At 47.6% G+C, this 15,832-nt stretch carries 10 protein-coding genes; 3 read left to right on the top strand and 7 right to left on the bottom strand.

What is annotated here, in order from left to right; translation table 11 throughout:
• The first annotated feature begins 14 nt into the window (after positions 1–14).
• Complete coding sequence (locus GO755_RS18320; protein WP_157586664.1) at positions 15–2,552, top strand: hypothetical protein; 2,538 nt, start codon at positions 15–17, stop codon at positions 2,550–2,552.
• A 112-nt stretch (positions 2,553–2,664) separates the two neighbouring features.
• Positions 2,665–3,366, top strand: a complete 702-nt coding sequence (locus tag GO755_RS18315) for an SGNH/GDSL hydrolase family protein (protein ID WP_157586663.1) — start codon at positions 2,665–2,667, stop codon at positions 3,364–3,366.
• Here the strand turns inward: GO755_RS18315 and GO755_RS18310 are convergent.
• Positions 3,356–4,156, bottom strand: a complete 801-nt coding sequence (locus GO755_RS18310) for a GntR family transcriptional regulator (RefSeq protein WP_157586661.1) — start codon at positions 4,154–4,156, stop codon at positions 3,356–3,358. The genes GO755_RS18315 and GO755_RS18310 overlap by 11 nt on opposite strands.
• Positions 4,157–4,360: 204 nt before the next feature.
• On the opposite strand from GO755_RS18310, the gene GO755_RS18305 reads away from it, so the two are divergent.
• Positions 4,361–6,508 carry a TIM-barrel domain-containing protein gene (locus GO755_RS18305; protein ID WP_157586660.1) on the top strand — a complete coding sequence of 716 codons (2,148 nt, stop codon included), beginning with the start codon at positions 4,361–4,363 and terminating at the stop codon, positions 6,506–6,508.
• Between the two features lie 72 nt (positions 6,509–6,580).
• Here the strand turns inward: GO755_RS18305 and GO755_RS18300 are convergent, their stop codons facing one another.
• The 6 genes from GO755_RS18300 to GO755_RS18275 all read right to left on the bottom strand — a co-directional run bounded on the left by GO755_RS18300 (position 6,581) and on the right by GO755_RS18275 (position 15,815).
• Positions 6,581–7,093 (bottom strand): OmpA family protein, encoded by a 513-nt coding sequence (locus tag GO755_RS18300; RefSeq protein ID WP_157586658.1) that lies wholly within the window; start codon positions 7,091–7,093, stop codon positions 6,581–6,583.
• 59 nt (positions 7,094–7,152) lie between these two features.
• Positions 7,153–10,791, bottom strand: coding sequence for an ABC transporter permease/M1 family aminopeptidase (locus GO755_RS18295; RefSeq protein ID WP_157586656.1), 3,639 nt, complete (start codon positions 10,789–10,791; stop codon positions 7,153–7,155).
• 19 nt (positions 10,792–10,810) lie between these two features.
• Positions 10,811–11,710, bottom strand: coding sequence for an ABC transporter ATP-binding protein (locus tag GO755_RS18290; RefSeq protein ID WP_157586654.1), 900 nt, complete (start codon positions 11,708–11,710; stop codon positions 10,811–10,813).
• 146 nt (positions 11,711–11,856) lie between these two features.
• Positions 11,857–13,044, bottom strand: a complete 1,188-nt coding sequence (locus GO755_RS18285; protein WP_157586652.1) for a DUF819 family protein — start codon at positions 13,042–13,044, stop codon at positions 11,857–11,859.
• 183 nt (positions 13,045–13,227) lie between these two features.
• Entirely contained in the window at positions 13,228–14,295 is a 1,068-nt protein-coding gene (locus tag GO755_RS18280; protein ID WP_157586651.1) for a DUF3500 domain-containing protein, read from the bottom strand.
• 14 nt (positions 14,296–14,309) lie between these two features.
• Positions 14,310–15,815, bottom strand: coding sequence for an alpha/beta hydrolase-fold protein (locus GO755_RS18275; RefSeq protein ID WP_157586650.1), 1,506 nt, complete (start codon positions 15,813–15,815; stop codon positions 14,310–14,312).
• Positions 15,816–15,832: the final 17 nt, after the last annotated feature.

Genomic DNA, 15,832 nt, shown 5'->3' with positions numbered 1-15,832 from the left:
ACTTCCCCAAACCCATGCGTACTCAAATCCTAACTTCCCTCTGCTTATTAAGTATCGTCATTCTGGGCTTCACGACTACGGTTGACACCCCTAATCTGGACAACTCGACGCTGCGGGGTAAGTCGTTCAATAACATCACACTGGAGGCATCACTAAAGCCGTTCAAGAAAAACGACAAGGCGTACATCCAGCAGGTGGCTACGGAGTTATTTACTCAATGGTCGTCCCTGTTGCGACATACCGATACGGTCTCGGTGATGCTCTGGACATCGGATGGGTCGGAGATTCTGGATTACAAAGGCAAGCTGGATCAACCGCTGGAATGGGCACGCTACATCGGCAATCCAAACACAGAACACGAAGTGGGTTCGGGACCAAAAGAATTGTCGCTTCACGAACGGGCGTACCTGTACATGGAAAATCCGCCGGCCTTTAGCTACGGCGATCTGAAATTCATCATTCAAACCCTGAAAGAAACCGGAAAGCGCATTACGGGCAAACCGGTTATGATTGGCGCTACGTTTGATCCAGGGCCCGAGTTTGCCAAATCGGACTTCAAGTACAAAAAACATCCTGAAATTCTCGGTGGTAATGCCATGGGGCACAAGACTATGGTCAGTTGCTATTCGACCCTGAATGCGGATACGGACGCCTATGCTGGCTTTCCAAAAGGTATTCCAGCTGATACACCCTTTGGTACGTTTCTGGGACGGCAGAGCCAGCATTTCCTGAGCGATTTAGGTTACGATTTCATCTGGCTCAGCAATGGATTTGGCTTCGGAGTCGAAGGCTGGTCGTCGACTGGGGCTATCTTCAACGGCAAGGCATTTGCGCCCGAAAAGTTAGCCAATACAAAGGCCCTGATCGCCGGATTCTGGAATCTGTTTCGCAAAGAATGTCCCAATTTTCAGATTCAAACGCGGGGTACAAACCTATCAACGGGGGCCGATTTAGCCAGAGATGGCGTTGATTTAAAGCAGATTTATAGCGGCCATTACAACATGCTTCCTCCCCCCAATTCGCCCTGGGCGGCTCTGGATGGTGATTTTGGACTGGAAATGGTGGGCTATATGTCACGTATGGCGGAGTTACCCGACGAACGCTACCTGTTTCGCTATTACACGCACGATCCGTGGTGGGTCAACAGTCCGTGGCTGGACCGGTACGGGCAGGAACCACACGACATTTACCTACCAATGTCGGTGGCACGTATCAACGCGAAGGGTGAAATCAAACTACCAACGCACCTGAATTTTCTGACGGCCGACAACTCCTATGGCGAAATGCCAGCGCAGGTACCCGATGAAGTGACACCTCATATTCTGAAAGCCCGCTACGATGCGCCAACTGCGCCGGGGCCGCTCGTCTGGGTATATCCCTTTGATGAATACCACAGCTGGGCTTACAAGCAATCGGGTCGATTACCCGAAATCTATTACGGTGACTGGCTTATCCGTCAGGCTATTAACAACGGCTTTCCTTTGAACACGATCACATCGACCGGTTCGCTCCAGAAAGTTTTAGCCTCGAAACCGGCTTACTTCAATGAGTCGATTCTGGTGTCTATCGTGCCGGAAGCGGGGTCGTCGCTCGAAAAAACGCTGATTGATTTTGTCCAGAACGGTGGCAAACTCCTCATCTACGGCCCCGCCGATCATGCCGGAACGGACTTCCTGAATCTGCTAAACCTTCAGAATACGAAGGCAATTGACGGCGAGTTCCAGGTAAATTCAAGCATAACGCTTGATGAACTGACGAAAAAATACCCGGACAAGATTATCCACAATGCACTCTTTTCAGGTGGTGGTATTGCGACGCAAGTACAGAGCAAGACTGATGCTGGAACGAAAGTACTGGCGAGAATGAGTCAGGGGCAGAACGAGCGAGACGTGGTTTGGGTGCGTGAAAAACCAGAGTGGAAAGGTGGCAAAGTAGCGTATGTACGCGGCACGAATTCGAGCAAGTTTACCGGAGGCAAACTCTTGACGCCCGATGACCCAGAACAACTATTTACCGGGCCACTTTTGATGCGTTATGTACTCAATCAGTTTGGTCTGGATTACCGAATTGATAAACGAAACCCGTCTGTGAAGAATCCTGTCCTGACCATTTCGCGAGGCAGCAATGGCTTTTTCTTTTCCGGTTATTGTCCCAACACAACCATTACGCACCGGTTCAAATTACCTCAGGGAGCGCCCATTCTGACGGGCTACGAAACGGAATTGGCGAACGGTTACTCCGTTTATTCCATGCCGAAAGCCTGGCACCGGGAAAGCCGGATTTTTATTGATCAAGCCGACGGTATTATCTCTTGTCAGGAAATGACATCGGGCGTAAAACACATGAAGCGATGTATTCGGTTAATGGGATTAAAAAACGCCACCGTTCGCATTTATCCTGATGATGATGTTACGGAGCAGGGACTTAATGTTTATTCGAACACGAGTTATCCGTGGAAAAAGCCCCAAACGGCGTTCAAACCCGGCGACAAAAAGTACGGCAAACATTACGTAGTGGAAAACGTAACGGGTGATTTAGTAGCGTTTTGGTAATGTTTTTTTAAACGTAAAGGGCGCAAAGGGTTTCGCAAAGACCGCAGAGTTTTTGCACCGTGCTGTCGGTTACTAATAACTGACAACACGAATACTAACAAACTTTATTCAGATGAAGCTCGTACTTATCCTCTTATTCTTAGGAGCAACCTTTAGCACAAATGCCCAACAGGCTGATTCAACGACCTATTTATCGAATCTGAAACAGGAGCTCACAACGCAATGGCCGAAAAACCGAACCATCAATCTGGTCTTTCATGGGCACTCGGTACCAGCGGGCTACTGGCATGACCATGAGGTTCATACACTGGAATCGTATCCGAATCTGCTGCTGGCAAAGCTAAAAAGCCAATATCCTTACGCGGTTATCAACGTCATTGTGACGGCCATTGGCGGAGAAAATGCCATTAAAGGCCAAACCCGATTTGAACAGGAAGTGCTCGTTCATAAACCCGACGTACTGTTTATCGACTACGCCCTGAACGACCGTTTTTCAGATATTGGCAAGGTGAAAGAAGCCTGGTCGGCTATGATACAGGCAGCACTGGCGAAGAACATAAAAGTGATTCTCTTAACCCCCTCTCCCGACCAGCGGCTGGACATTCTGGATCCCAAAAACCCGCTGGAATCCCACGTTCAGCAGATCCATCAATTAGCCGAACAAAATCACATCGGGTTAGCTGACCCTTATTCGCAGTTTAAGCGGGTGGCCAAACGGGGCGAGTTGACGAACTTTATGTCGCACGTGAACCACCCGAACAAAGCCGGTCACGAACTGATTGTAGATGAGCTATTGAAGTGGTTTACGAAGTAATAGGACTGGGCGGGCGGTAATCGTATTCGGGGCTGGCAATAACGGCGAATTTATACTTATCGCCGTGGTAATAAGACTGCTCAATTTCAACGACCTTATCGCCCGTACAGATCACAGCACTGTCCAGTAAAAAGACGGGCGTTGGTTTATTGAGATCAAAATTAGTCGTGTTGGGCTCCAGAATTTTCACACCCAGCGTCTGCTGAACCTCATTGATTTTCAGGTGATACGTATTTTCATAGACTTTAAAATACGATACCTCGGTGGGTATTTTATTGATCTTCGGGCAGAGCGCCAGCGAAATGTACTTGACCTCATCTTTAATCAGCAGCTCATCGGCATAGCGGAGTTGGTGGAGCTTCAGTGCCGGGCCTTCGATAATAAAATGGCGACCGTTAATCTCCGACGAGATTCCATCCTGCAAAATAGTCTTCTCCAGAACGATATTTTTGGGCGTAAAGCCTTCGGCAATCAGGCTATCGTGAAAGCCGCGTCGGGTGGCGTATATGGAACCAAGGGTACGGAGCAAATGGTGATCTTCGGTGCGATTGAGCACATAGGTTCCTTTGCCCTTTATTCGGCGAGCCCAGCCTTTAGATTCAATTTCGAGGAGCGTTTTCCGAGCGGTTGTGTTACTGATTTGGAAGGTTTTAATCAGCTCGTTTTCAGAAGGAATCTGGTCGCCCGGCTTCAGTTCGCCTGTTTTAATTTTTTCAATGATGCTTTCACTAAGTGCGATAAATTTCGCCTTACCTGCGGCTAGCTGAGCAGTGGCTCCTTCCTTTTCCATCCAGTTCAATAGACCTATAAGCAGTTAACACTCGGTGTGATAGCCCATTATGTATGGCTAACAGTAATTTTAGCAATACGTGTACAAGGCTTGTAAATATACGGCTTCCTTTTCAGGATTAAATCGAATCAGTAGAGCAGAAGCCAGGGCATGTTTTGTAGCTTACAGTTAAAGCTGTGCCCCAGACATCTATTTTCCTAAACCATGAAGCGTTACCCCTCTCTATTTTTTCTTTTCAGTCTATTAATATCAACGTCCGGGTTCGGGCAGCAAACGGCGTTTCAGTGGCAGCAGATAGCCCCCGGCGTGTGGAAGTCGGTGGTTGGAAGTTCAGACGGGATTACTCCACTGGCCGTGGCGGAGATAAAACCCCGGCTGGACGGTCTTCAAAAATTAGGCGAGATGCCATTTCCTTCGCTGTTAAGCGAGAGTGTTCACGAAAAAGCAGATGGCAAGACGTTATTGCGGTTTCCGTTGCAGAAAGGTGAGCAGTTATTCGGATTAGGGCTCAATTTTAAAAGCGTTCAGCAGCGGGGCACAATAAAGACGCTGCACGTCGATCATTATAATGGCAAAGATAACGGGCGAACACACGCACCAGTTCCGTTTTACGTATCCAGTCTGGGTTATGGCGTTTTGGTCAACTCTGCCCGCTACATTACAGTCTACGCCGGTACGGGCGTGCTGGCAGAAGGCAGCAACACACCGCCCGAGATGAACCGAAACAGCCAGCGAAACTGGAACGCACAACCCTATTCAGATGCCGTAGACATGGTGATTCCGGCGGCTGGCACCGAAGTCTATGTATTTGCCGGACGCACACCCATGGAAGTTGTGCAACGGTACAATCTCTACTGTGGAGGAGGTACGTTACCGCCAAAATGGGGGCTTGGTTTCACACATCGAACCCCAACCCTGTTCACCGACAAACAGATTCTAAACGAAGTAGCCGAGTTTGAAGCCAAAGGGTATCCGCTAAGTTTTGTCGGGCTGGAACCCGGCTGGCAGTCTCACTCCTACCCAAATAGCTTTGTCTGGGATAGCACCCGATTTCCCCATCCCGACCAGTTTCTGAAGCAACTTGCGACTAAAAATATTCGGTCCAATTTATGGATCAATCCGTATGTCTCTTCGCACTCCCCCATTTTCAAGGACGTGCTCCCTTATACCGGCACGCACACGGTTTGGGTTGGCCGGGTTCCCGATTTCAATCTGGCACCAGCCCGAAAATTGTATAAGGATTTGTTCTCGAAACAGCACCTATCCATCGGCGTGTCGGGGTACAAAGTAGATGAAGTCGACGGTTATGATAACTGGTTATGGCCCGATGTAGCCAAATTCCCGTCGGGTATTGGCGCTGAGCAGATTCGGCAGATTTACGGGCTACAATTTCAGAAAATGACCGATGGCTGGTTTCGGGAGATGAACCAACGGACGTATGGTCTGGTACGGGGCTCCAATGCAGGTTCACCGTCCCTCCCCTACGTGATTTACAACGATTATTACGACCACCGCGATTTCATTACGGCACTCTGTACCAGCAGCTTTGCCGGTGTATTGTGGACACCCGAAGCACGTACATCCAAGACGTCGGAAGAATGGCTTCGTCGGATGCAGACGGTTTGCTTTTCGCCCATGGCGATGCTTAATGCCTGGGCCGATGGCACCAAACCCTGGTCTTTCTCTGACGTAGCGGAAGATGTGAAAGCGGTGATGCGCTTACGGATGCAGTTGTTACCCTACCTCTACACGACTTTCGCCCAGTACCATTTTGAAGGCAAACCCCCGATTCGGGCGATGAATCTGGTCGAGGGATTTTCGTTCGATGATAAAGCGACGACAGCGCAATTAAATTCGACGGATAACCCTTATGCGATGGCCGTAAAACAAGACATTAAGGATCAATTTATGGTGGGTGATTACTTGCTGGTAGCCCCCTTGTTTGCAGGTGAAACGAGCCGAAAAGTGGTGCTACCATCTGGCAACTGGTACGACTTTTACACGGGCAAATTAGCTGGCAAAGGCGAAGTGATCGAGATCAAGCCAGGGCTGGCAAACATTCCGGTATTTGTGAAAGAAGGGGGCATTATTCCCATGATACCCTTCCAGCTCCACACGCCGACCGGAACTGAAAAGTCGCCCTTGCAGATTCGCTATTATGGCACCACAGAAGCCAGCTGGAACCTCTATGATGATGATGGCACTACGTTCGACTACGAGCGTGGCAAATACACCTGGACCCGGCTGGACGTCAAAAAGGACAAAAAAGGACAGCTAACCGGCAGTTGGATTGCACCCAAAGACCCAGCGTTTCATTACACCAATGCGACCTGGGAATTCATGACGCGCTGATACGTGTACAATTAATTTGATTGTGTTCCATATAGTTGTTCGGAGTAGTTTCAAACTACGGTCAACGAAGACTCATTTGGGTGCTAACTGAATAACGACTCGTCTGCTTATTGTTTTCGCAGCATCATCAGCCAGTACGTTTTTATCGGGTCCTTCCCATTTGGTCTTAATCTGATCAGCCAGTACACCATGCTGCTTTAAATAGCTCTCCACGGTTTTAGCCCGGTACTCCGCTAAAACCATGTTTAGTTCACGCTTGCCCACATTGTCTGTGTAACCCGTTACGGTTGCCATTAGCGTTGGTTGGTTCACCAATTGCTGAGCTATTGACTCTAAGGTAGCTTTAACTCCTGGCCGTAGTTTGGGGCTACTTTGATCAAAATACAGGATATAAATACTTAACGGGAGTTCGGATGGATCAGGCAATGAATCTGCCCTGGCCATTGCTCTCAAATTCCTACTACTGAATCGAACATTAGGGGGAATATTAGCTGTATAGGTTGCCTGTCCTGGCGTATAGCTGAGAGTCATCGATTGCCAGGCTAAAAAACTTGGCAACAAGTTGATTAGTAAGGTCTTTTTCATACTACATGAAATTCAGCATAAAGGGTAACTGTTTTGTAGTTACCCTTTATGCGATCAAATCAATCCACCTTATCGACCCGCTTCAAATTATCATCCGGCACTCTATCTACCAGAAAGTTGATCGGGTCGATACCTGCTTCAAATGGTTCTTCTTTCACGATAAACGTGTATTTGCCTACCTTCTGCTTCATTCGCTCCCGACGAACGGCTAACAGTTTACCCTGCTTTTTACCCTCGGCAGGTTTGCCATACACACCCACGTCAATCAGGTCGTTCAACTTCGTGGGCGTTTCGCGACCCAGCGAGTCGGCGTAGAATTTCTCGGCCTGCACAGCTATCGTCACTTCATACTGCCCATCCGGGCGCTTTTTGAACGAAGCGGCTGTAGCTCGATTGTTGAAGATCGTGATGCGCTCAAACTGGTCATCAATAACCGATTGGAGTGAATCGGGAGTTTGCTGACGGAATAGATCAACCAGATTATAGGAGACCGGGTAGGGCGGTTGCCGGTAAGCGTACTGACTGACCATCGTTTGCAATGCCTTGTTCACCGCGCTTTCACCGATCAACTCTTTCAGATAATACATAACCGCACTGCCCTTGTTGTAATGAATATATCCCTGACTCTCTACGCGCTCGAGCGGCACTTCCTTCTGCGATTCCGTTCCGCGCGATGACAGATAACGATCCATTTCAAACTTCAGGAATCGCTTCATTCGGCCTTTGCCATATGCCTTCTCCATGACCATCAGGGCGGAATACTGGGCCTGTGTTTCAGAAAGAAGCGTCGCCCCCTGCATGTAGGCTCCAATTACCTGGTGCGCCCACCATTGGTGGCCCATCTCATGTGCAACGACATATTTGACCATGTCGATGTCCTCCTCAGGATCGATTCGGGAAATAAAACCGATACTCTCTGAATACGGCATCGTACCAGGAAAAGCCTGCGCAAAACTGGCATAGCGCGGAAACTCAATAATCCGGGCCTGTTTATGGCGGTATGGTCCGAAATGCTCAGTAAAGTAGGCCAATGACCCTTTGATCGACTCCAGCATATCGCGGACGTTATAAGGGTGCTTTTTATCGTAATACACCTCTACATCAATGCCGTTCCATTTCTCGCGTGCCACCTCATAACGTGCCGAAATAAACGAGTAGAAGTTAAGTGATGGATGATCGAGTTTGTAGTGAAAATAACGTCGAGACTGACCATCTGTACCCGTTTGTCGCCACTCCTTCAACAATGAACCCGGTGCCACAGCAATCTGATTGGGTGAGGTGCTGATCGTTGTTTCGACCATTACCCAATCGGAGTTATTACTGAGATACGTATTCATGCAGTCATCGGTGCAGTTTCGTTCCAGCTTTGGCATTCGGGCTTTTTCCGGCAGACCATATTTTTTGCGGTCGTTTTTGTCGCCAAGTTCGCCCTGCTCCTGATAGCCAATTTGTGGAGCAATATCGAAATTATCGAAAAACGACCCATTCTGGTTAATCTGCTTCGTGTACTGCACCTCGTTTTCGAAGCCGATTGTCTGTCTACGAGTCGTGAAACGCAGATGCAATGAATCACCGGGAGCCAGTGCAGGACTAAGTGTATAGATTCGGTAGCTGAGTAGCGAATCGTCCATCGCCAGTTTTGCCCGCTCCAGATTGATGTGGTAATCCAGTCGATTAGGCAGCACGATATGTACCGAGTCAATCGGCGTAGTGGCCCGATTCACCAGTACATAATCTCCATTTACGACTAAGCCACGTTGTTCGGGATAAACGTCGATGGTGTATTTTACATCGGCGATACGTGGTTGCGATCGGTGTTCATATCGTTTGTATTTCTGCTCATAGGCCACCTGTTGTTTTTCCCGTCCTTTTATTGTCTCGTAGCGATTCAGAATATTGGTATTATAAAAAACAAAGCCTCCTACCAGCAATAGCGCTACGGCCAATCCTGTAAAAATCAGTCGATTATAGCCGTTCATAGCCTGCCTCGCTGCCCGAAGTCTACCATGCCACGACATATCTTTACCACGTACCCAAAATAAAATCGCCACCATTGCTAACACGGCTGTCCACAGTGACCAGTACACACGGAACCAGACAAACGACTGGATGTAAGGTCCCCAGCCGTTCATATCCGAATACTGATAATTGGGCGAGGCATTATACTGCACCAGATTGCTCTGTACGTCCAGCGGTATCCAGGCATAAGCGTTACCAATCAGCAGGGCGATGACGATGAAAAACGCGACGTATTTATTATTTACCAGCGTATGTGTCAACATCGACAGCATGATGATAGGTGCATAGCGAAGTAGGTCGATCAGCAGAAATTCGACTATGTACTGACCCAATTCCACGTTTGGGTAACTCATCAGTACTTGTGTGAGCACACCCGCAACAATGCACATAACCTGAATAATGACCATAATGCCCATCATGGCCAGAAACTTTCCGACAAATACCGACCAGTTGCGATGCGGCATAGCGTCGTAAATCTGATCGAGATCGGCGTCGCGCTCTTTCCAGATAATCGCGCCAGAATAGAAAATGATAATGGCGAACAGAAACAACGCCAGGGTGCTGCGAATAAGTTGTATGACCTGGTAGGTTACTGGATACGAACTTAGCCCGTAGAACTTTCCGGCATATTGCAGCGAGAAACCCATGTTGAGCAGCCCAGCGAATAAGATCACAATAAAAGCTGTGCCTTTCACAGTACCCCAGAAATCGGTTTTAAAGACCCGGATCATTTGTACCCATTGCGCCGACCAGCCATAATTCAGACTGACTTTTGGCAAGGATTGAAGGGGGCCAAAAACCGATTTTCCGGCCGCAGCGGCATCGTCGGTTAATAAATCGCGCCGTTTTTTGCGCACTTTCCTTACTTTTTCTTCAAACGAAAACCGAACATAGGTGATCGCCAGCAATACTACCCCAACTCCCATCCAGATAGACCGGTTAATGAGTTCTGGAACTTCAGTCAACCCCACCGAGCGGGTGTTTTTATCACTAACCGTCCAGTATTTTGTGATAAGCTGGAAAGGCCCGTATCCCAGCGCGTCGAAATACACGGCCAGGTGTTCGTGCTCGACATCGCCCAGGAATGTGCCTGCAATAAGCTGCGCCACCAATAATACAATAGCGCCAATGAAGGCGGTAATAGACGAGCGCGTCAGGGCCGCCAGCATGAAAATGAATGCTCCCGCCAGAAAAGTGTTCGGAATGGCGAAAATCAGAAAGCTGTCCAGGTGGGCCGACCAGACAATCGGCCCATACCGCTCGGCGTCGGTTGCGCCAGTTACCTCACCCACCCACGAGCCAAGGATGATACCAATGGAGATGCCCAGAAATGGAATGAGCGAGACCAGGAACGAACCAAAAAATCGCCCGGCGAGATAATCAAATTTGCGGATAGGCGACGAAAAAACGATTTGGCTGGTTTTATACGTGAAGTCGCGAATAGCGGCACTCTGTACAAAGGCCGTAGTCATGAGCAGGGCAAAAATACACCAGATACCGTACTGGTTTTGAACAACATAGGGCGCATTTTTGTAAATATTACCAAACGTTCCGCCAATGCTGATATCATCAGAAGCGCCCGCCCAGGTAAACATCAGGACGTTGACGAGGATGAAAACATACACGATTGGCTGACGCAGCCAGTAGCGTATTTCAAACGTAAATATGTGTAGAAACATGATGGCTTATAGAAATGAATCAGCGCGCAGGTAGTCTATCGCCCTGAATGGTTGAAAAGAAAACGTCTTCCAGATCAGGTTGCGCAGAAACGAAGCCATCCCCAGGCGAATCCATGCTGGGATCAACCTCACTAAAAATGTGAACAAGCGGTTTGCCCGCTACGAGCTTGCTGGAAATGACATTGTATCGTTGCTGGTACGCCAGCAAATCACTTTTGGAGATGGATTTCTCCCAGATTTTCCCTTTCAACTCAACTACCGATGCCATTGGCGAGCCACTGTACAAAACACGCCCCTGGTGAATAATAGCCATGTTATTACACAACTCCATGACATCCTGTACAATGTGCGTCGACAGAATCACGATCACATTCTCCCCAATTTCCGAGAGCAGGTTGTAAAACCGGTTACGTTCACCGGGGTCGAGACCCGCCGTTGGCTCGTCGACAATAATCAGCTTAGGGTTACCAATAAGTGCCTGGGCAATCCCAAAACGCTGCTTCATACCGCCAGAGTAGCTACTAACGGCCTTTTTACGGTGTTCATAGAGATTTACCCGATGGAGCAACGCTTCAACTAATTCCTTCCGCTCACGCCCATTGGTAATTCCTTTCAACACAATAAAGTGATCCAGCAAATCGGTGGCCGATACTTTGGGATACACCCCGAACTCCTGGGGCAAATAGCCGAGTACACGACGAACAGCTTCTTTCTGATTGAGGATATCGAGATCATCCAGCATAGCCGTGCCTGTATCGGCATCCTGTAAGGTAGCGAGCGTCCGCATTAACGTCGATTTACCGGCCCCGTTTTGCCCCAACAGGCCATACATGCCCATCGGAATGGTGAGTGATACATCGTCCAACGCTTTAACCCCGTTGGGATAGGTTTTGGATAAGTGCTGGATAATCAATTGCATAGAGGAGGGATTAAAGGAGTTTAACCAAATATAAGCATGGGTTTATAACCCGATACTTTTTTAGGTTAAATGGTTGTACCCCTTTGATAAAAGGCCAGCCACTTGTCATCTGCTATGCTTAAACGGACTATTCAGTATGCACTTTATCAACCCATCAGCCAATTGGCGTCTCGCAAATACTCGGCCACCAACAGACCACAATACGTACCAACAGCATTGCCCAAAGCACCAGCCAAAATACCCGGCAAATGCAAATCGGGTCGGTTCAGACTTTTGGTTAGAGCTAAACACGAAGCTGAACCACCCAGACACGCTTGAGAAGCGACACTAATAACGGCCCAATCCTGACGAAGCAACGCCCCTACGCCAAACTGAACGATGAAATGAACGGCTACCAGCACACTCACAAAAACAAGCATCGTCAAGGCTAACTGCCCATCTTTCAGAAGAGCCGCAATATCGCAGTAAGCACCAATAACAGCCAGAAACAAGTAAATGCAAAATATGCTCACCACCCGAACACCCCGCAGCTTTTGAATGGGCGACCACTGGGCCAGTATCAATGCGAAGGTAGTTAACGACAGAATTTTGGGAATAGCAGGCATAAAAACCGCCAGTTGCTGAGCGGCAAACAATCCGAATACGCCAAGCCCAATCAAGATCGCTAAATCAATTGGGCTAATTGTTTCAATTTCGCTAATCTGGGCGTTGGCTTCGGTCTCTAATTGTTCTTTTTCGGCGGATGTCAAGTTGTACTCTAATGTTCGGGGAAAATACCGATTGAGCAATGGTGGCAACAGCAGGGTAACGCCCATCCAGAGCGCCGTAACAATATTGTCGGTTGCAATGGCCGCAGCATACAAGTTTCCTGATTTGTTAACCCCGTAATGGAGGGCAATTGCATTGAGGTTACTACTGCCTCCTGTATACGTACCGGCAAACATTCCACCTAGTGCATAATATAACTGCCCAAACCCTTTAGGTCCAGCCACGGCCCACATTCCAGCCACAACGCCAAGTAAAGTACCCGTTGCACCAATAAAAAAATTCATCACCATTGGTGTACCAGCCCGCCGTAAACTGCGTAGGTTAACCGTTAGCAACAGATAGAAAATAGAAATGGGCGCCAGGTAGGTGAAAATGCCATCATAAAGTGGAGGTGCGTTGGTCGAGGTTGGAATCAGACCAAGGTTCGCCGTTATGGCCGTTAACAATATGACGGTAAGCGATGTACCCAGCTGGCGAAAAACTGGCAACCTGGTCAATAGCTCTGCTACAATAATATTGCCCATCAATACAGCTAAAATAGCCAGAGAGTCTTGAATCAGGGGCATAAAAAGGAGGTTGAAAAGGGAATATACGAAACTTTTGATGCAATAAACTTCATTGCTTAAGTTAGCCTGAATCGTACTAACAAAGTCCCCTCCATCATTCCTAGTCTGGCCGACCTGGAGCTTTAGCTATTAACTATCAAACTCGTTACCAGTATTGACACCGGCGCTATTTTCAATAACAGCTTAATGCTTCGTTTCCAGATAATGCTGCTTCAACAAATCAGCGCCAAAGTCATTGCCTTTCTCCCGCAGAATCGCGTGGATATGATTGCCATCATTCTGAAAACCAACGTTGTCGTATTCAATTAGGAAGTCGGGACCGTTGATAATGTAATAGTGTGGTTTGTTATTTTCCAGACTACCGACCCACGCAAAATACACCTTATCGATACCCGACTTTATGATTTTGTCGAATAATTGATGTGCCTTTTGGTGCTCAAAATTGTGGGTGTATTCCTGGATAAGCAGTTTCAGCATTGCTTTTTGGTCTTCATTAAACTTCCCGGCTGCAATACCATAGTAACTGGTAATTCTCTGACTGCTTTGCGGGCTGGTAATAATATCTTGCGGAACCTCCTGCTTCAGAATAGCCACTGCTTTTTGCATATCTGTCAGCGCATTGACAAGCATGAAGCCATAATCCTCTTCTTTGCTCAACACCCGCAAGCCCGAGTATTTACCTGATTTTACTTCTGCTGGATCGGTACCGACAAAATACGGCGACATGGATACATTCCGGCCGTCGGCGGTGAGGCTCAGAGCCATATGATGCCCGCCAAAGTTGAGTCCCCAGGCTTCGCTGGCTTGCGGTTTTCCCCAGATGGAGATGTAATAATTACCATGTGCCCACTTCAAATCCTGCATCATTTTGAGCATTTTCTGATCAATTTTACCGCTATCGAATGCCTGTTGGTAGAGCGTATTCAGGATATCATCCAGTTGCATAATGCTGGTTGTTTTCAGATATCCCTGCGAACTCAGCATGGCTGACAACACTCGATGAAACGCCATTCGGCTTTTGTCAGAGAGAGAACCATATTGAATGCCAGGGCGCGGTACCAAACCAACCGGCAGGTTCGTCCACTTATACCGAAGGCTATCTGTAAAGGCATAAGTCGTCTTTTTTAGCTCGTCGGTACTAAGCGTATTCAAAAACTGATTGGCCGATTCAGTAATCGTATTGGCTGATTGGGCAAAACTGGCAGAAGCGAAAAAGAGGCCCCAAAGGAGCAGGTTCAGGATTATTTTCATGAGCAAGGGGAGTCTTATTTCTTTATCGTCGCCTTAAATTGTCCGTCGGGTGTGGTGGCATTAAACGCAGTTGGTTTGTCGCCATTCATCTCAAACTGAAGAAAATAGCCGTTCCTGTTTTTGACTTTGAACTCGTTCGGTTTTGTCGGTTCAAGTTCATTATCAGGCTGCCCTGGAACGGATACGTTGAGCACATCCTTGCTAACAAATGTTTTGACAAGCATATCGCCAAGCTGGAATTCGCCTACATATTTCTTCAACTCATCGGCAGTTAGTTTTACTGGTTTGGTACCCAGTAAAGCATCAAGTTTCTGTCGGGATTCCGGGTTTTCTTTAAGGATCAGGGCTTTTTTGAACTGGGTAATGGCATTCAGCGTGTCTTTCTGCGCCATAAAATAATCGCCGTATGAGTCATACACATTATAGCTGTCTGGATAATGGGCCACATTGAGCTTAAACAATCGCTCTGCTTTTTTGACATTCTTATTCGCCAGCGCTCCATAGCCAAGGCTATTGATCAAGCCTTCAGACGGACTTACCTTATAGCCCAGTTGCTTTGATACATTGGCAAAATGGCGTTCATATTTATCGACTATAGCCGTGGTCGTATCGGTAAAGTCTTTTTGGGTCAGTTTTAAATTGTAGTAATTGAAAATAAAGTGAAGAGCGTCGTATTCTGTAATAAGCGGAACCGAGCCGTGGGTGTCATTCTCGTAGTATTTACTTTGATAGCGTAGACCGTTTTGTGCGTTTGCTTTCACATACCTATCTAAATCGAAAATAGAGCGAATGTGTCGTGTACTGGCGGTTGTATCTTTCGGCAATTTCAGCAGTGTCATTCCGTCATTCATGGTATTGGCAATACCCACGTATAAGGCAATCCCAGCGTACTTCTTATTCGTCAGTTCTTTCTTCGTTTCGGCTAAGAATTTTTGTTTGTCATACCACATACTGGGATCAATTGCGACGTAGGCATTAAACAAATTCGTATGCTTCGTTAGCGCCTGCATGACCGCCAAACCACCAAACGAGTGTCCAATGAGCATCTTATAGGACTGAGTTGGGTATAAAGAATCAATGCGAGGCATCAGTTCTTTTTCGATAAACGAAATAAACTTTTCACCACCGCCCGAATTTTTCGAGAAACCCTTATCCATAAACGGGGGGTCACTCTCCACACGAGTCGGTGTCAAATCCCGTGTTCGATCCGTATTTGGAATAGCCACCACAATCATTTCGGGACAAACCATATTCCCATTCACCGAACTAAGTTGTTCGATCATACCCACCACCGACGAAAAATGAGCGTCGCCATCTAACAAATAGACAACCGGATAGCGCTTTTTGGTATATATACCGGCGGGACCACTATCTGGTACGTGTATCCAGATCTTTCGTTTTTCATTCAGTATTTTCGACTGGACGCTGTCAATTGTTCCCATGACAATCCTATTGTCAGTTTGCGCATATACAGCGAATGAAAGGGCCGAAAAAACAAGAAGTAAGGCAAGGTTTTTCATTTGAATTTTACGAATTA

Source organism: Spirosoma arboris, from assembly GCF_009754945.1.
GTDB lineage: Bacteria > Bacteroidota > Bacteroidia > Cytophagales > Spirosomataceae > Spirosoma > Spirosoma arboris.
This window is presented reverse-complemented; position numbering and strand designations above follow the sequence as displayed.